The sequence below is a fragment of the Carnimonas bestiolae genome (genome assembly GCF_051251145.1).
GTDB classification, from domain to species: Bacteria; Pseudomonadota; Gammaproteobacteria; order Pseudomonadales; family Halomonadaceae; genus Carnimonas; species Carnimonas bestiolae.
Window position 1 is genome coordinate 490,353 of sequence record NZ_JBPCZK010000001.1, and the last position, 18,289, is coordinate 508,641.

Here is an 18,289-nt window from a genome sequence, read left to right on the forward strand (position 1 = left end):
TAACACAGGCTTTGCCTTATGCCAGCCCTTTCTTGGGCAAACCGCCGCCTTTCTGCCAGGAATCCAGAGTACCATCAATGTATTCACCTGAATTCGAATAACCGGCAGTGGCACCGAGCACAAACCCAGTCAAACCACCAAAAATACCACCGGCAATCGCACCTACACCCTGAGCAATAGCGCCAACGCCAATTACGCCGCCTGAACCAGCAGCCCCCGCGTTTGCACCACCTACTAAAGCACCATAGAAAAGGCCGAGGGAGCCGTCGACCAATGCGCCTTCGACCGCGTCAATCAGACCGCCTGCAACAGGCAAGCCACCAGCCACCGCTAGAGTTTCGTTCGCAGAAAGTTCTTTCATTTTCTATATTCTCTTAGAAGTAATAATTAAATGAATAATGAGTGCTGAACTGGAACTTATGCCAAGCCTTTCGTGGGCAGTTCTTCGCCGTCCCACATGGACTTCAGAGTGTTATAAACGTAGTCATCCGAGTTTGAATAACCCGCTACGGCGCCGTATACGACTCCCTGGATGCCCCCTAAAACGATACCTGCAATTGCACCTACGCCCTGCGCGATAGCACCAACACCAACCACGCCACCGGAGCTTGCTGCACCAGCATTAGCGCCACCCGTCAAACCACCAAAGGATGCACCTACGATACCATCAACAATGCCACCTGCGATGGAGTCAAGGAATCCAGAGGAGTGCGGCACGGAGTCTGCTGCACCAACAACCATTGCTACTTCGTTTTCAGTCAATGCTTTCATTAACGTGTTCTCTTGGAAAGTCGGTTATTAAAATGCCGGGGGAAACTGCAATGCTGAAGGGTCCGTTGTGATAGACCTTTCAAGGGTACTGCGAACGTAACTATAGATAACCTGACAAAAATGACGGCGACGCTTTTGTTAATTATATTTTTTATAATTTGAAACAATTAGTGGTATTACTGTAAATGACGCTTCGCGCTCATCAACCATCCAATGAAACTATCTGGAGGGAGCAGCTTCGCTCACAATCATTATTACTACAATGCTGAAGGCGAATACGAAAAAGGGCTGAGAAGGCGTGTATCACCACTCTCAGCCCTGAGGTGCTCAAGGCTGCTCGGCGATAGGCCGGGCACCCTCATGCGTCTAATTCAAGCTTGACTTACGCCAGCCCTTTCTTCGGCAAGCCACCGCCGCTCTGCCAGGATTCTAGCGTGCCGTTGATATATGTACCGGAGTTTGAGTAACCGGCAGTGGCACCAAGCGCGAGACCAGTCAGGCCTCCGAAAATACCGCCTGCAATTGCACCTACGCCCTGAGCGATAGCACCAACACCGATCACGCCGCCGGAACCTGCAGCACCTGCGTTAGCACCACCCACCAAAGCGCCGTAAAAGAGGCCCAGCGAGCCATCAACCAGTGCGCCTTCAATTGAGTCAACCAGCCCTTTTGCAACAGGCAGGCCACCAGCTACCAAGAGAGTTTCGTTCGCAGAAAGTTCTTTCATTTTTCTATATTCTCGTAAGAGTAGTTATCTAATGAATGATGGGAGCTAGAGTGAAACTTATGCCAAGCCTTTCTTAGGCAGCTCGTCGCCATTCCACATGGAACCCAGAGTGTCGTAGACGTAGTCGTCCGAGTTCGAATAACCTGCTACAGCACCATAGATACCACCCTGAATGCCGCCCAGGATGATGCCTGCAATAGCACCTACGCCCTGAGCGATAGCGCCAACACCAATCACGCCACCGGAACCAGCTGCGCCAGCATTGGCGCCACCTGTCAGACCACCAAATGATGCGCCCACAATACCGTCAACGATGCCACCTGCGATGGAATCGATAAGTCCGGATGAGTGCGGCATGGAGTCTGCTCCACCAACAACCATTGCTACTTCGTTTTCGGTCAGTGCTTTCATTAGCGTTTTTCTCTCGGAAAGTCGGTTATGAAAATGCTTACTTAACTTGCAATGCTGGATGGTCGCAATATTGATAGAGCAGATGCAGCTCTATCTTTGAAGGACCTTCCAAGGGGACTTCGGACGCCACTATATATATATATTGCCGAAGATGACGATAGGCTATTTGTTAATTATGTTTTTTATAATTTGAAACGATTAATGCAATTACAGAAGATTACATTTTATTACAATTAATGCTCAGTGACTATCGAATGAAACTGCCCGAGACGGGCAATTTCATTCGCAGTTATTATTACTGCAACTCCGCCTTAAGCACTGAGGGCTTTTTTCAGGCGAGTCTGTAGTTTTTCGGCACGTGCATCAACTGATTGCTTGATGGCGGCCAACACATCGGCGTTTCGATTCGGGCGAATTACACTGAATCCCGGACGTGGAGCCATGCCTCCACGCTGATTAGACTGCGGACGAATAGCGGTGACCGCATTATCGTAGAATCCGCGGTTAGCGCCGTTGTCGGAGTAAGATTCAGAGTAGACTCCGTGTGCCAAAATGACATCGAAGCTGTCCAATTCAAGGTGGAAGTATTTTACCGCCTTGACGCTCTCTTCCTGATAAATGGTTTTGCCATTGATCAAATCCATTGCGCGAACAAGGACGTTGTTCACGTACAAATGGTGCCACGCGGATACAGTAATATCGCGAGCGGGAACGCCCTCCGCCAGTGCATTAGCCAAAATGTGGACAGGATAATTGTTGGCTTTCTCGCGGTTGTTCCACTTCTCCATATTGGTGAGTGAGCGGAAGCCTACCCACTTGAGTGCTTTAGGCCCTGACAGCGTATTGACTAGATCCCCTTGTCGAAGGGTTTCAATAGCAACTTCACCATTCGGAGTACTGATCAACGTGCCTTCGGTAAAGCAGCCGTAGTGATCGATGTAATCCTTGACGCTATCAATGTACGCGTCGGTTTCGTCCCTGGAGGGATCTGACTCCTTCCCGGTTGGATATGGAGCTGTGTTTCGGAGACTATCAAGTCGACCATCAACATACTTGATCGCGCGAGCCTGGTCATCTTCATCCAGTGTCTTGATATCACCAACCAGATCTTTGAACTGATCCAAGCCTGCCTTCCATTCATCATAAGTGCCGCCGGGTCCATTCTGCTGGACATCGGCACGAATATCATCGGCTCTTTGCTTTATATCTTGATATGTCGCCATATTGGTTAACGCCTATGTTGATTTATTGATGGGTAAAGCAGGATGTTAGTGGGTGACCGGCCACTTTTTCATGCCCTTGCAATTGAACTGCTTGGAGCTTGTATTACTTATATCATCAAAAATCATATTAGAAGACAACCTCAATTATTTATAAACACCCTCAGTGAAATAGACTGTTTCTTAGTGTGAAAAAATATCTTCGAGCAACACGTACTATGGCAATCTAAAACTTGTTCGAAGCCCGCGACAGCGCGACTGTAACAAATAATTACAATGGTAGAGACGACTAAAAAAGTCATACTTTCATTAAATGAAATTCAAAATTTACATAATGATTATTCAAACTGCAGCGTTATTAGCAGGATTTCACTGCTGTCGTTTTATCTAGATGGCTGATTTAAGAAACTGCGCAGGATTTCACTGGTGGCGATTTTGTTTGGAGGCTTATTCAGGGGCTGCGCAAGATTGCAGTATTGGTGGCTTTACCTGCTGACTGATTCCGGAACCTGCGCAGCCTGTCACTGTTAGTGTCTTTTCAAACGTTACTTATTGATATCTGAAGGGGACCTTGCAGGCCCCCTCCCCCCCCGCTGTCGTCAGGCGCGTCAGACCATCCGCTTGCAAAAATGCGCTGCAAGCGGATGATTCCGCGCCTTCCTTACGAAGTTTGCGTATGTCGGTAGCTAGTCATGCTGAACGTTCTGTTTGCCAAGGCGTGACAGCCCATTGAATGTGTGCGCTGTGCGTGCGCAGCGACATCATATTCGGGGCTCTTCCACGAGCGCGAGAGGGACAAGGTTCCTCTCGCATTCAGAATAAAGGTTAGGTTTGAAAAGGTGCCGACAGTGAAAAACTGCGCAGGCTCAAAAATGAGTTACCGGTAAAGACGCTAACAGTGAAAGGCTGCGTAGGATTAAGAATAAGCCACTCGGTTAAGCCACAGCCTCTGAAGCCGCTCTAAATTCCCTACTCCCCCTGCAAACGTGAAATCCTTTCGCGCAGGTTGGCGTCGCGCCAGATGCGCTGCTGGGTAGCGCTTTCAATTAGCGTGGGGGCGGCGGTGGCAATTGTGCAGTGGGTGCGGGCGCGGGTGATGCCGGTATACAGGAGTTCACGCGTCAGTATTGGGTTGGGTTGCTCGGGCAGCACCAGCATCACGCGGCTGAATTCGGAGCCTTGCGATTTGTGCACGGTCATTGCGAAGCAGGTTTCTACATAGGTCAGGCGTGCGGGGGCGAGGCTGCGCACCCCTTCTGCACGATCGGGGGCAGCGAAAAATACCCGTAAACGGGTAGGGTCGTCGGGATCCTGAAGCGTTAGTCCGATATCGCCGTTATATAGGCCCAGGCGCGGATCATTGCGGGTAACCATCACCGGGCGTCCGGCAAACCAACCGCGGGTGTGGCTGATCAGGTGACGTCGCTTGAGCGCCTGCGCGATGGTGTCGTTGAGCCCCTCAACGCCCCATTTTCCGCGTCGCAGCGCGCACAGCAGCTGGAATTCGCCTAATCGCTGCAGCGCTTCCAGTGGATCAAGCTGCACGAGTGGCTCAAGATAGTGGCGATAGCCGTCTACCGCCAGCGCCGTAAGTTGCGCGTCGCCCTGCTGCTGCAAATCAACCCGTGCGATATCGGCGTAGCCAGCCTCCCAACATGCAGTAACCGCTGCGGAATCACCAGCATTGACCGCCCTTGCCAGCGCGCCGATACCGCTATCGCGGTCAAAACGGTAGCTACGCTCCAGCATGGTCACGTTGTCGGCCAACGGCGAATGAAGGGAACGTGGCGGCAGCACTGCCCCGCAGAGCTGCTCCAACCGCTCGTGCATGGCAGGCGAAAAGCCCGCTGACTCGCTACACAACTCGCCCAGCACCGCTCCGGCTTCCACGGAGGCCAACTGATCGCGGTCTCCCAGCAGCACCAGGCGAGCGTCGCTTGAGAGCGCAGCGAGCAAAGAACGCATCATGTCGAGATCGATCATCGACGCCTCATCCACCACCAGCACGTCAAGCGGCAGCGGATGCTGCTCGTTGTGTCGAAAGCGGCGCGTATCAGGCAGCGCCCCCAAGAGCCGATGCAGCGTGGTGGCCTCGCTGGGAATCGCGGCTTTCAAATCGTCTTCGCTCACAATGCGATGCAATGCACCCGCAATCGAATCACTTAGGCGAGCCGCCGCCTTGCCAGTAGGCGCAGCCAGCCGAATGCGCAGCGGCTGCCCTTGCTGACCAAGCGCCTGGCGCTGCAGCACCGCAAGTAGCTTAATAACCGTGGTGGTTTTGCCGGTACCGGGGCCACCGGAAATAACCGCGAGTCGCTGCGTTGCAGCCAGCGCCACCGCTACTTTCTGCCAGTCCGGCTCGCCTTCGTGCTGCCCTTCAGTCTGCGGAAAATAACGCGCCAACAGCTCGCCCAGTTGCTCATCAAGCGGCGGCAAGGGGCTCATTCGTGCGACCAGCGCAGCTGCTACGTCGCCCTCTGCGCGCCAGCTGCGATAAAGATACAAGCGCTGACCATCCACCACCATCGGCGCGGGTGCTACATCGCCGCCATCAAGCACGCTGGCCTGTACAACCTGCGGTGCGGCGCCAAGAATATCCAACCATTGCCCTACCGACGCCAGCCCCATTGAGCGCAGCAGCGCCCGCGCGTCGATCGCGTGCCCGTCCAGCCATCTGCCATCCTGCGGCGGCAGCGATAGCACGCTGGCGGGATCAGCCAGCGCACGGCCTAGATCAAGGCAGACGTGTCCACGGCCCAACTGATGGCTGACCAACGCAGCGGCCAGCGCAAGGGCCGGTTGCTTAGCGGTCTGCTCGCCGACGATAAACTGCGCGAAGTAAACATCGAGCGGTCTCAGCCAGCCGAGTTCGAGCCAGGCATCGAACACCTGGCCCAGATCGCCTTCATTATCGAGCGAAGGCGCTTGGCTGGCGGCGGGCGCTGACGCGTCATCCAGCAGCGAGAGTTGCGATGTGTGCTCGTTCATGGAGCCTCCTGCTGAGGCAGATCAACCGCCTCGCCCTTTAGCATGCTGTCGAGTGCTTCGATCAATGCCAGCGGTGGTCGCGCGTGGAAGATGCCCTGCCCAGGGCGCGCCATATCGACACCGCGCAAGAACAGATAGAACACCCCGCCCATATCTCGCTGATAGTCGTAATCGGGAAGACGCTGGGCCAAATGGCGATGCAGCGCCAGCACGTAAAGCACGTACTGCACATCGTAACGATGATCGAGCATTGCGCCGGCTAACTGCGCTTGGGCGTAGTCCTCGCCGCGCTCACCCAGATAATTGGACTTCCAGTCGACGACATACCAGCGCCCCTGCCAGCCAAACACCAGATCGATGAAGCCACGCAGCATGCCGTGTAGTTGGCGCGGCACGAGCGCAGGATAGTTTTCACTGCGCGCGAGCGGCTGATGGTGGCGAATCAGTTGATCGACCGCCTGCGCCGACACATCGGCCACTGGCAGCCAGAACTCCAGCTCAATCGACCACGGCGCAGGGCCGCTTTCGGGCTGTTGTTCGCCAAGCGCGGTCAGGCGCAACGCACCGTCTTCGGCCTCGATCAGGGGTGCCGCCAGCAACTGCGCCAGCCATTCCCCCAAGGGAGCCCGCCAGCCGTCATCAACGCTGGAGCGAGACAAGCGTCGTTCGATCAACGCATCCAGCTCAGCGGGATAATCCGCTTCACCAATACGACTGAAGTCAATCGCGCCCAAAATGCCGTGCAGGAAGGTTCCCGCTCGCGGCCCGCGTGGGAAGTCGTTGATCTTACCCAGCGGCGGCGCTGGAATGGGGGTACGCTCGTCCGCTACTTCGAGATCGAGCGCGGCCTCTTCAGCCGTGGGCGCTTCAGCACCGGGCGTTTGGGTATCGCTGGTCAGCGCCGAATAGGACGCAATCCACCAACGACGATCGATAGTGCCCGTGAAGGGGCGCGCGCGGCGCTCAGGGAGTACTTCATCCTGATGAGCCAAAGGCGCTGCGGGCGCCTCGGGCGGCGGCACTACGCGCATGTCGCTATGTGCAGAGAGCGTAGTTAGCACCTCGCGCAGACGGCTGCCGCCGAGTTCGTCGTCGGGCCCCGATTGCAGCAGCCACCCCAAGGCACTGTGGCCGATGGTGGTCGCGTCGAAGGCATCGTCCTTGCGCTTACGGCCCTTATAGAGCGGCCCCACGCCTACCCGGCAGGCATAGCTGGCACGCGTTAGCGCCACATAGAGTAGCCGCACATCTTCAGCATGGCGCGCCACCTCGGCCCACTCTCGCTGTTCTGTATTCAGCGCCAGACTGACCGCGCGACCGTAGCGTGGATGCTGCACCACCTGCACCGGCGAACGTCGATCGACTTCTCGATAGTCGCAGGCGAACGGCACATAAACCACTGGGTATTCGAGGCCCTTGGAACCGTGAATGGTGACCACGCGCACCAGCTGTTCGTCGCTCTCCAAGCGCTGGGTCAGGCTATCAGGGTCCATCCCTTCATCGAACCGCCCATCCAGCGCACGGTGCAGCCAGCGCAGCAGCGCTTGTTCGCCATCGAGCAAATGGCTGGCGGTTTGCGCAAGCTCGGCCAAATGCAGCAGGTTGGTCAGGCTGCGCTCACCGCTAGCGCTCGCCAGCAGCCGTGCTCCCACCGAGAAATCCTGCATCACCCGCCGCACCATCGCCAGCACGCCGACATAGCGCCAATCGCGCTGATAGCCCTCGAAGCGTTCGACCATGGCTTCCCAGCGGCGCTCATCGGCAACCAACTGTTCAACTTCGCCAAGATCGTCACTGAGCAATCGGCTCGCCAAGGTCGCTCGCAAGCTACTGTCGCGGCGCGGCTGACCGACGGCTTCGAGTAGCTGCAGCAGCCACCAGGCTTCGTGGCTATCGAATACCGACTGCCGCTGGCTGAGGTAAACGCTTTTGATGTTGCCCGCTTCGAGCGCATCGCGCACCAGCTGCGCTTCACGCCCCGTACGCACCAGCACCGCGATATGGTGAGCCATTAACGGCTGCTCGATGCCGCTTTCATCACCGAAACCGGTATGGCCTGCGACGCCTCCTTCCAGCAATCGCTGAATATCCGCCCGCACCGCGGCGCTCATGATGTGCTGGTAGTCGCTCTTGCTCAGGCTTTCATCGCTTTCGGGCAGCCACCAGCTCAGTGCCGCTTCAGGCTGCCCCTCTACCCATAGCTGCTGGCTACGCCCTTGCGCATCACTCGGCGTGAAGTGCAGTTTCTCTTCCAGAAAGGCGTTGGGATTGTGCTGAAATAGCGTATTAACGGCCGACACCATGCCACTGGTGGAGCGAAAATTGCGATCCAGCGTATAGCCTGAATCGGCGCTGTCGCGTGCGTTGAGATAAGTTGCCAGATCAGCATTACGGAAAGCATAGATGGCCTGCTTGGGGTCGCCAATCAGCAGCAGTCCGGTGCGCGCGCTAATCTCGTCGGTGCGCGCGTAGATGGTATTGAAAATGCGGTACTGGCGGGCATCGGTATCCTGAAATTCGTCAATCAGCGCAATCGGCAACTCGCAGCGAATGCTTGCTGCCAAGCGCGCTCCTTGCGAACCCTGCAAAGCATTATCGAGCTCACTGAGCAGATCGCCGAAATCGAGAGTACCGGCGCGCTTTTTGGTCGCCCTTATATCGTCACTGATCAGCCGCAGCGCGTGACTCACCAGCGCGGGGGTGGGATCAGGCACCTGCTGCTGTGCATCGGCCAGTGCATCCAATGCTTCAAACAGGCGATGACTGGGTGCATCGAAGCCCTTCTTCACCGATCCCGCAAGGCGCTGTTGGCCTAGCCACGCCGCACCTTTACTGTCCAACAGCAGTGAAGGAAGCGTGATCGCATCGCTGTCACACCACTGCTGCAACAATGCGATGCGCTCTTGCAACGCATCCGGCTTGATCCGCGCAGCATTGAACGCCTTGGCCTCGGCCGCTTCGTTCAACGCCACTATGGCGGTCTCGTCGACACTATCCCGTACGGCGCTCGCCAACACCTCGAGCTGAGCCAGCGCCTCCCGTGTGGGGGCCAGCGCCTGCTCGACGCTAGCGGGCGACTCGAGCAGCATATCGCCTTCCAGCAAACGCCCTTCGACATCAGCGTTCAATGCAACGCGTACGCGATCGTAAAGCGCTGCGGGACCATCGAACTTGTTGGCAATCAGGCGCTGCGCATCACCCTCAAGCGGGTAATAGTGGCGCCGCCAGTAGTCCTCCACCGCTTGCTGCAGCAGCGCGTCGCCGTTGGAGGTGAGCTCGACGTTGAAACGCGCCCCGCTATCGAAGGCGTGACGCTTGAGCATGCGCTGGCAGAAACCATGGATGGTAAAAATCGCAGCGTCGTCCATCATCCGCACCGCGCTATCGAGCTGAAGCGCCATGCGGCGACGCTGCTCTTCGTCGTTATCGCCAAGCAGATCGTTAAGGATGGCGTCGCCTTCGGCGTGTCCCAGCAGCATATCGCGCGCCTCGCGCAGGCGGCGACGAATACGCTCGCGCAGTTCCTCAGTGGCAGCGCGGGTGAAGGTCACCACCAGAATCTGCTCCGGCGTAAGTGCTGCCAGTTCGCCTAGCCCTAACACCAGGCGCACGTACAGAGCGGCAATGGTGAAGGTTTTGCCGGTCCCGGCGCTGGCTTCGATTAACCGCCGCCCTGCCAGCGGTAGCGTGGCAATATCGAGGCGTTGCTCAGTCATCGTTGCGTGATTCCTGCGCAGCGCTTTCGCGCCAGCGTTTGACGGCACCCACCTCGATATCAAACAGGTCGAGCACGCGTCCCAGCGAGTGATCGACCAGCTGTTCGATGGATTCAGGCCGGGCATAGAAAGCCGGCACCGGCGGCGCAACGATGGCACCCATTTCGGTTAACTCGGTCATGTGCCGCAGGTGATTAAGATGCAGCGGTGTTTCGCGTACCATCAGCACCAGCCGCCGGCGTTCCTTGAGTACCACATCGGCGGCACGGGTCAGTAGCGACGTGGTAGTGCCCGCGGCGATTTCCGACATCGAGCGAATCGAACACGGTGCCACAATCATCCCTAGCGTGCGGAATGAGCCGCTTGAGATGGCGGCACCAATATCAGCGCTGGGATAGACCACATTCGCCAGCGCCTCGACCTGCTTCACCGAATAATCGGTCTCGAGCCCAATCGTCAGGCGTGCGGACGGCGACATCACCAGATGCGTTTCGATGTCGCTGTCACGCAGAAGCATTAGCAAACGAATCCCGTAGATGGCGCCCGAAGCCCCGGAAATACCCACTATCAGTCGCGTGGCACGCGCGCTGCCCGGGTAAGCTGTACTCATTGATGACTCCTTTGGGATTGCGTGTCGCCACCAGGCAAGAGCGCGCAGAGCAGCTCAAACAGCGGCTGATAAAGGTGCTGGCTGGCGGCATCGAAGCCGGCCTCTTCCAGCGCGGCAAACTGCGGCCAACGATCGCCCAGCTGCGGATAACGCTCACGCAGCGCAACACTGAATGCTTCGCCTTCTTCATAGCGCTGGCGCAGCGTTTCGCGCACATTGTCGTCGCCCTGGCCTGCTAGCCACTCAAGCGACAGCTCAGCCAGTGCCGGAAGTGGCTCGGCCCAGGCGTTGCGGTAGCACGCGAGATAGTGACTCAGCACTGCGCGCGCTTGCTGAGCCGACATGGCGGGCAAGCTTAGCCAGCGATCCTCAAACAGCCCATGGGCGACTACGGGCTTGTCTGAACCCGCGGCGGCCAGCAGTTGCTCGAGATGCAGCAGATAAAGTCGATGCGGCTTGCCCAGATGAGTGGGCCGACCGTTACGATCAGCCTTCAAGGTGCCGTAAACCCCCGCCTCGAGCCGCCAAAGCTCAAGGTGATCACCATGGTCGACCACGTTATCGAGCCGCCCACTGATGCGGGTAGTGCCATCGCTGAAGTCGAGACTTAGCGTGACGAATTCAGGCAGCGCCGCAATCGCCTCACTCCACCGCTGCCACTGCTGCTCAATGGCGGGAAGCTGGTGGGTTAGCAGCGCCTCGCCAAACCCCAACGCCGGCAAACGTCCGGCGTGCTGCAAGCGTGCAGCACTTGCCGCCAACGGCTGCCCCGCCAATAGCGCATCGAGCAGGTCGCGCTTGAAATAATGCTGGGTCAGCCCATCAAAGCCGAACGGTTCGGCATCAGGCGCGAGCTCTTCGGGGGCGACGGCGCGTGCGCCCAAGCGCTCCTTCAGGCACACCGAAAACGGCTCGCGCAGCAGCGTTTTCAGTGATGGCAGCGCTATTTCAACGGGCGGTGGCGCCATCCCTGATGGCGCTTCAGCCGCAGTATGGTGAGGCTGCTGCTGCCACTGATCGTCGTAGCTGAAGAGCGCTGGGCACTGTGCGTCCGTGAAGTATTTTAGCGAGAACGGCTGCAGCGGATGCTGTTCGTACAGATGCGCCTCCAGCCGCTGGCGCTGGGTTTGTTCGTCGCACTGCTCGTCGCCGGTCAGACACCAGCCTTGGGCGATGCAGTCGAGCAGTTCGCTGACCAGCACCGAGGGCGGCCGTGACAAGTTGCTGCGCTGATCGTGACCAACGTAGCTGATCACCAGCTTGTTGCGCGCTGCTAATAGCGCGTCGAGCATCAGATAGCGATCATCATCACGCCGCGAGCGATCGCCGCCGCGCGGATAGGCGGCCATCAGGTCGAAATCGAGATCGACGCGCGGACGCGGATATTCGCCGTCGTTCATGCCGAGCAGATAGATGTGGCTAAACGGAATTGCGCGCATTGGCATCAGCGTGGCGAAGTTTACCCGGCCCGCCAGAAAGCGCGGCGACAGCCCGCTTTCATCGAGCTGCGCGGCAATCGCTTCACGCACCACCGAAAGCGGCAGCTGACCCGCAAAGGCCGCTGCATCGCAGCTGTCGCTCCAGCGCGCAACGGCATCGAGCAAGCGCCCAACGCTATCGTGTTCAGCATCGCTATCGGCTAGCACCAACTGGCCGACCAGCGCCTCAATACGCTCGCTCCACTGCGATACCGTGCGCGGCTCAATCAGCTCACGTGCGGCCTGCTCGAGCGTATCGACCAGCTGTAACAGACGCCCCGCCAGCGCCGCATCAAGGCCACTGACTTCGTCGTAAGGCTCGACATCATCAAAACCAGCGCCCGACGCAGGCAGTTCGTTCCCCATCGCGTAGCCCAGCAGCATACGCCGCGCGCCGAAACGCCAGCTGTTGGCCGCCAACGCGGGTAGCTTGAGCTGGGCGCGGTGCGCCTCCGACAAGCCCCAGCGGATGCCGCTCTGCTCGACCCAGCGCGTCAGCAGCGCCAGATCACTGGTGGCGATGCCAAAGCGTCGACGCAGCGCCGGAATATCCAGCCAATCGAGCATTTCACCAATGGTCACGCGGCGCTCGGGCAAATCAAGCAGTTCCAGCAGCGTGGCCAGCAGTGGATCGGTACGGCTGGCGCGACGATCGGTAATAGTGAAAGGAATATAGCGGGGATCGCTGCTGTCGTAACGTCCGAACACTGATTCTATAAAGGGCGCATAGCGATCGATATCCGGCACCTGCACGATAACGTCGCGCGGTTTCAGCTCGGGATCTTCGGTGAAGGCGGCCAACAGCTTATCGTTGAGCATCTCGACCTCACGCAGCGCCGAATAGGCCGTTACTAGCTGCACCGAGTGGTCATCCTGCGCCACACAGCGCTTGCCTTCGTCCTCGACGTGCTCTAGCGGATGGCGCAGGTCGAGCACATCCTGCTGAAGCTGCTGCAATAGCGAAGGTGTCTCGTTGGGGGTAATCCAGTCGCGAAAGATATCGGCTTCGCTATCCTGAGGACTATGCTGCTCGATATCGTACAGCGCCTGAATGAAGTCGCGCCCTTGCGCCCCCCACCCCGATAGCAGCGGATTGGCGCGCAGATGCAGCTCGGTAGGATCGAGGCCGCTCAGCTCGGGACGCTCTGGATGGCGGCGCGCGGCCCGCGCCTGCTGGCGCAAGGCTTCACGCTCGCTGACCACATCGCCCCAGTAAAACCGGCAAGGGTTGGTCAGCAGCAGGATCACGTCGATGTGGCGCGACAGCCCGTGCAATGCCTCGATAACCGCCAGCGGCAGCGATGAAATGCCAAACACGAACAACCGTGGCGGCAGCCCTGCCGGTGCCTGTTCGAGCTGCTCGAGCCGCGCCAGAAAGCGCTGCTGCAAGGCGGCACGCTGCAAGGGTTGCTCGTTTGCGTCGGCTGCCGCCAGCAGCCGCTGCCACAGCGCTGGCTGCCATGACTGAGTGCTCGGCAGCTCAAGCTGAGGTGCGCTTTCCCCCGCACTCCAGCGAGCCATCCAATCGGGACGGTAGACCAGATACTGGTCGTACAGCGCCGCCAAACACTCGGCCAATTGATAAAGATGGCGCGCATCCGGCGGGGTATCGTCGGCGGGTGTGGTAGGTGCAGCGGATGAATCGCCGCTCGGCGCTAACCGCTCGTCGTGCAGATAGTCGGCCAGCGGCGCGAACTCAGGCTCATCAAGAACTTCAGGCAGCAGCGCCATCAAACGCCACACCAGCGCCTTGCGCTCAAACGGCGAACGCTGGGGAATGGCATCACCCAGCACCGCGCGGTAGGCCTTCCAGATAAAGCTTGAAGGCAATTCGAACTCAAGTGCGGCCGCAACACCGGAGCGCTCGGCTATTTCGAGCTTGAGCCACTGCCCCATGCCCGCCGACTGCACCAGAAAGGTTTCCGCGCTAAGCGGAGGCAGCGGATGACGTTCAGCCAATGACAGCGCCAGGTCGCGCAGATCCTCGATGTGATTGGCATGAATGACACTGAACATGAGCACCTACCGGCTGCAGGGAGTAATTGCCACAGTCTACCTGAGCAGGCGCAAACGCGCAGGGGTACGTCAGCGATAGAACGGCAAGCGCGCCGAGGGGCCAACGCAGCGCGGGCAGCCCATGCCATGGTGCTGCCCGCTGTTGGGAACGTTGGTTGATTAACGAGCTGGTGGGGACTCACGCACCAGCAGCCACCCACCAATCGCACACGCCATTAAGCCCAGCAGGATAAGGTAAACGGTGGGCATATAGTCCCACCGAGCCGCGAGCAGTGAAATAATCAGTGGCGTTAAGCCACCGAATACCGCATAGGCCAGATTGTAGGAGAACGACACGCCAGAGAAGCGCACTTGCGGCGGGAAGGCGCGCACCATTACGCCCGGCACTATGCCCACGATGCCACCGAAGAACCCTGCCACCGCGTAGCTGGGATAAAGCCAGCCGGTATCAAGATGCAGTGCGATCCCCATGGCCCCGAAGCCCGCGATAAAACCAAGCCCGCACAAAAGCAGCGCCTTACCGAAACCAATCCGGTCCGCAAGCCAACCGGACAGCATACAGCCAAGCGCAGAAAGGCCAATGGCGATGCTGTTGGCGGCCAAGCTGGCGCTGCGCGCAATGCCGAACGACATCTGTAACAGCGTGGGCATCATCAGAAGCCCCACCACCACCGCGCCGGTGAGTATCCAGGTGACTAACATCGACAGAACGACGCTGCCGCGATGCCGTCTGAACACCTGTTTGACCGGCATTTCCTGCGCAGCTGACGCCGACTGCTGTTGCTTCATCTCAGCGAAGACCGGTGTTTCGTGCAGGTAGCGACGCAAATAGAGCGTAACGAGCCCCAATACCCCGCCCAGCAGGAACGGAATACGCCACGCCCACGCCATCAGTTGTTCATCGCTGTAGGCATGAGTCAGCGCCGATGCCACTAGCGATCCCAGCAAAATGCCCACAATCAGGCCCATGGTCAGCGACGCGCAGGCAATACCGGTGTGGCGCGACGGCACATGTTCGGTCACAAACACCCACGCCCCCGGCGCTTCACCACCAATCGCCGCGCCCTGGCAAAGGCGCATCAGCAATAACAGCAGCGGAGCGGCAACACCGATGGTGGCGTAAGTGGGCAGCAGCCCAATCACCAGCGTTGGTAGCGCCATCAGCAAAATGCTGAACATGAACATCCGCTTACGCCCGAGCAGGTCACCAAAGTGCGCCATCACAATGCCGCCAAGGGGACGCGCCAGATAGCCGGCAGCAAAAATGCCGAAGGTTTGCACCAACCGCATCCACTCAGGTACTTCAGCGGGGAAAAACAGCGCGCCCATCACGGCAGCGAAAAATACGAAGATCACGAAATCGTAGAATTCCAACGCACCGCCCAGTGCTGACAGCGCCAGAATACGAATATCCGAGAAACCCAGCGAGCAGCGCTGACGATCATTCACGGAGGAGGAATAAGGGGGGCTAACGGTTAACTCTGACATGTAAGGGCTCACGGCACACCAAGGACACAAATCACGTATTTGACCCTGCTACCCATAAGGCTTGCATAGCAGGTCGTAACGCACATAAACCTCGATATACTGACACTTAGCGGGGATCACCCGATGCCATATCAAGGTAATTGGGTACACTGTGGACTTGGTGAAGCCAGCGCCCGAGCTCGAGTGCGGGTCGCGCACTCAAGCAGGAACTGCTAAGCATACCAAAATAATAAAAAAGAAATAGTTCTTTTAAGCAAATTAGCGCAATACATCGCATCGACCAGATCGGTTATGCTGGTCGTGCCCTCCATTCGTCAGAAGGAATTTTCATGTCCAGCAGCGTCGCGAGCTACCCTTCTTCCAGTCGTGCATGGCTTGAGCAACTGGTGAGCTTTAACACCGTGTCGAGCAACAGCAATCTGGCACTCATCGATTACATCGAGGCAGCGCTTGCCGACCTTGCTAACACCCCCGGACAGCCGATTACTACTGAGCGCATTCCCAACGATGACGGCAGCAAAACCAACTTGTTGGTGCGCATTGGCCCCGATGTAGAAGGCGGCGTTGTGCTGTCGGGACACACCGATGTCGTGCCGGTGGAGGGACAGCAATGGAGCAGCGATCCCTTTACCGTGGTGGAACGCGAAGGCCGGCTCTACGGCCGCGGCACCACCGACATGAAGGGCTTTATTGCCAGCTGTTTGGCCAACGTCCCCCACTGGCGCCAACTCCCCTTGAAACGCCCACTGCTGCTGGCGCTTTCCTACGATGAGGAAATCGGCTGCGTGGGAGCACCACGCATGATTGAGCGATTGGCAACGCGCAGTGACCGCCCCGCGGTTGCGATTATCGGCGAGCCCACCATGCTTCAGGCGATTAACCGCCAGAAAGGCATCACCGATCTAATGACGCGCATCACCGGACTAGAGGCGCACTCCAGTCAAATTCCTGACGGCGTATCGGCGATTCACGTAGCGGGCAAGCTAATCAGCAAAATCGATGCCATCATGGAAGAACTAAGCGGCGGCGATGCCGTTAACCCCGCCTATAATGTGCCCTATTCGACCCTTCACGTAGGCACTATCAAGGGCGGTACGGCGGTGAACATCATGGCCGGACACTGCAGCTTCGAGTGGGAAATACGTGATTTGCCTGAGTATGGCTTCGACACCGTATTCGAACGTTTCCAGCACTATGCCGCCGCGTTGGAAGCCGAGCTGCGCGAGCGCGCGCCTTCGGTATCGATCGACACATCGCCGGTGGTGGAAACGGTGCCGGGCCTGAACAGTCTGGACGATGCTCCAGCGCTCAAATTTTTGCTGCCGATGCTGGATAATCGCACTACCGGTGCTGTGGCCTTTGCCACCGAGGCGGGACAGTTTCAGCGTGCCGGATTCAGCGCCGTTATTTGCGGCCCAGGCGATATCGCGGTGGCCCACAAGCCAGACGAATACCTCGACATAGCGCAGCTCGATAAGGCCGATGCGCTCATGCAGAAGATTGGCGACGCCATGACGCGCGACTAGCGCTATTCGAGCAGCCTCGCTACGGCCACAACGGCATTGCCGCAAGCGTGGCGTTGTGAGGCGGTATGGCCTGATTGGCGGCAGACCTGATGGCATAAAAAAGAGAGCGAAGGTATCAGCCTTCGCTCTCTTTTATCGGGTGCGTTACAGCATTGCAGCGTAACGCTCACCCGCCCTGCCAAATTAGCCTTTCAGCGTGGCGCTGAGGGTAATTTCGGTGTCATACAGTTTCGATACCGGACAGCCTTCCTTGGCAGAGTTGATGATGGAGTCGAACTCATCCTGCGCGATGCCGGGAATTGCCGCTTCGGTGACCAGATGAACGCCGGATACGGTAAAGCCATCGCCGTCCTGATCGAGCGATACCACTGCCTTGGTATCAATGCTATCAGCGGTGTAGCCTGCGTTGCCCAGCATTAGCGAGAATGCCATCGAGAAGCAAGCGGCGTGCGCTGCACCCAGCAGCTCTTCAGGGTTAGTACCGGGTTGACCCTCGAAGCGGGTATTAAAGCCGTAGGGGTTCTCTTTCAAAGCGCCGCTCTCGGTGGAGACAGTGCCTTTGCCTTCCTTGATAGAGCCACTCCAATGTGCTGAACCTGCTTTTTTAATCGTCATGATTTCTCCAGTACGTTACGTGGATGGGCTACCTATAAAGCAATGGGGACGATAGCTGCTGTCATCAACCCTTCGCTGTATTTCCCTGGCAAGCATAACCGACATTGGCGCGAGCGCCACCCGCTTTTCGTCGCCTATGAGGGTGTTTCAAAGCGCCATTGTGGATGGTGAGCATCAGCAGGAAGCACCTCGATGGGCAACGCGTTAGGCGCGCTCTCGCCGCGATGCGAGCCATGCGTTAGCTGGCGAATGGCCCTGAACACCCCCGAATGCGCTACCACGATGGGATGGTGATAGCGCTCAAGCAGTTGATTGAGCGTCACGCCAACTCGCTCAACGAAGGCATCCCACGGCTCGGCCCCGGCGGGCGGATCAAGATAGGGCATGCTATCCAGCACGGGCCCAAGCTCGAGCGGCCCCCAATTACGTTCGCGCAAGCCCTCAAAGGTGGCTACGCGATGCCCTGGTAGCGCTAATTCAGCCGTTTGCACGGCACGCCGCAGCGAACTGGCCGCGACGATCTCACCTTCCCAACGCAGCAACGCCGCACGCGCAGCGATCGCCTGCAGCTGCCCCTTCGACGTCAACCGCACATCCCGACTACCGGCAATAACACGCGCGCGGTTGTGGTAGGTTTCGCCGTGGCGGATAAACAAGAACGGCTTTTCGACCAGTTCCATTTCTCACTCTCTTCAGTTTCATTGGCAGCGATCCAGGCATTGC

13 protein-coding genes are annotated in these 18,289 nt (G+C 58.1%); 1 reads left to right on the forward strand and 12 read right to left on the reverse strand.

Translation table 11 applies throughout. The annotated features are described in order from the left end of the window. Positions 1–16: 16 nt before the first annotated feature. The 10 genes from R84865_RS02270 to R84865_RS02315 all read right to left on the reverse strand — a co-directional run bounded on the left by R84865_RS02270 (position 17) and on the right by R84865_RS02315 (position 15,425). Complete coding sequence (locus R84865_RS02270) at positions 17–361, reverse strand: hypothetical protein (RefSeq protein ID WP_435636881.1); 345 nt, start codon at positions 359–361, stop codon at positions 17–19. Between the two features lie 56 nt (positions 362–417). Then, positions 418–771 carry a hypothetical protein gene (locus R84865_RS02275; protein WP_435636880.1) on the reverse strand — a complete coding sequence of 118 codons (354 nt, stop codon included), beginning with the start codon at positions 769–771 and terminating at the stop codon, positions 418–420. Between the two features lie 382 nt (positions 772–1,153). Then, positions 1,154–1,498, reverse strand: coding sequence for a hypothetical protein (locus R84865_RS02280; RefSeq protein ID WP_435636879.1), 345 nt, complete (start codon positions 1,496–1,498; stop codon positions 1,154–1,156). Positions 1,499–1,555: 57 nt separating this feature from the next. After that, positions 1,556–1,909, reverse strand: a complete 354-nt coding sequence (locus R84865_RS02285) for a hypothetical protein (protein ID WP_435636878.1) — start codon at positions 1,907–1,909, stop codon at positions 1,556–1,558. Positions 1,910–2,220: 311 nt separating this feature from the next. Next, entirely contained in the window at positions 2,221–3,132 is a 912-nt protein-coding gene (locus R84865_RS02290) for a Hint domain-containing protein (RefSeq protein WP_435638729.1), read from the reverse strand. Between the two features lie 966 nt (positions 3,133–4,098). Then, complete coding sequence (gene recD, locus R84865_RS02295; RefSeq protein ID WP_435638730.1) at positions 4,099–6,117, reverse strand: exodeoxyribonuclease V subunit alpha; 2,019 nt, start codon at positions 6,115–6,117, stop codon at positions 4,099–4,101. Beyond that, positions 6,114–9,833, reverse strand: a complete 3,720-nt coding sequence (recB, locus tag R84865_RS02300; RefSeq protein ID WP_435638731.1) for an exodeoxyribonuclease V subunit beta — start codon at positions 9,831–9,833, stop codon at positions 6,114–6,116. The genes recD and recB overlap by 4 nt, the downstream gene beginning before the upstream one ends. Continuing rightward, a complete protein-coding gene (locus R84865_RS02305) occupies positions 9,826–10,443 on the reverse strand; it encodes a UbiX family flavin prenyltransferase (protein WP_435638732.1) in 618 nt (205 codons plus the stop codon). Before R84865_RS02305 ends, recB begins: the two co-directional genes overlap by 8 nt. Further along, a complete protein-coding gene (gene recC / locus R84865_RS02310) occupies positions 10,440–13,937 on the reverse strand; it encodes an exodeoxyribonuclease V subunit gamma (RefSeq protein ID WP_435638733.1) in 3,498 nt (1,165 codons plus the stop codon). The genes R84865_RS02305 and recC overlap by 4 nt, the downstream gene beginning before the upstream one ends. A 159-nt stretch (positions 13,938–14,096) precedes the next feature. After that, positions 14,097–15,425 (reverse strand): MFS transporter, encoded by a 1,329-nt coding sequence (locus R84865_RS02315; RefSeq protein WP_435638734.1) that lies wholly within the window; start codon positions 15,423–15,425, stop codon positions 14,097–14,099. 329 nt (positions 15,426–15,754) lie between these two features. On the opposite strand from R84865_RS02315, the gene argE reads away from it, so the two are divergent. Next, the gene (gene argE, locus R84865_RS02320; RefSeq protein ID WP_435638735.1) at positions 15,755–16,951 is read left to right on the forward strand and encodes an acetylornithine deacetylase; all 1,197 of its coding nucleotides are present in this window, start codon (positions 15,755–15,757) and stop codon (positions 16,949–16,951) included. 183 nt (positions 16,952–17,134) lie between these two features. Here argE and R84865_RS02325 read toward each other — a convergent pair whose 3' ends face one another. Both R84865_RS02325 and R84865_RS02330 read right to left on the reverse strand, forming a co-directional pair. Then, positions 17,135–17,566 carry an OsmC family protein gene (locus R84865_RS02325; RefSeq protein ID WP_435632131.1) on the reverse strand — a complete coding sequence of 144 codons (432 nt, stop codon included), beginning with the start codon at positions 17,564–17,566 and terminating at the stop codon, positions 17,135–17,137. Between the two features lie 134 nt (positions 17,567–17,700). After that, entirely contained in the window at positions 17,701–18,246 is a 546-nt protein-coding gene (locus R84865_RS02330) for a histidine phosphatase family protein (protein WP_435636871.1), read from the reverse strand. Between the last annotated feature and the right edge of the window lie 43 nt (positions 18,247–18,289).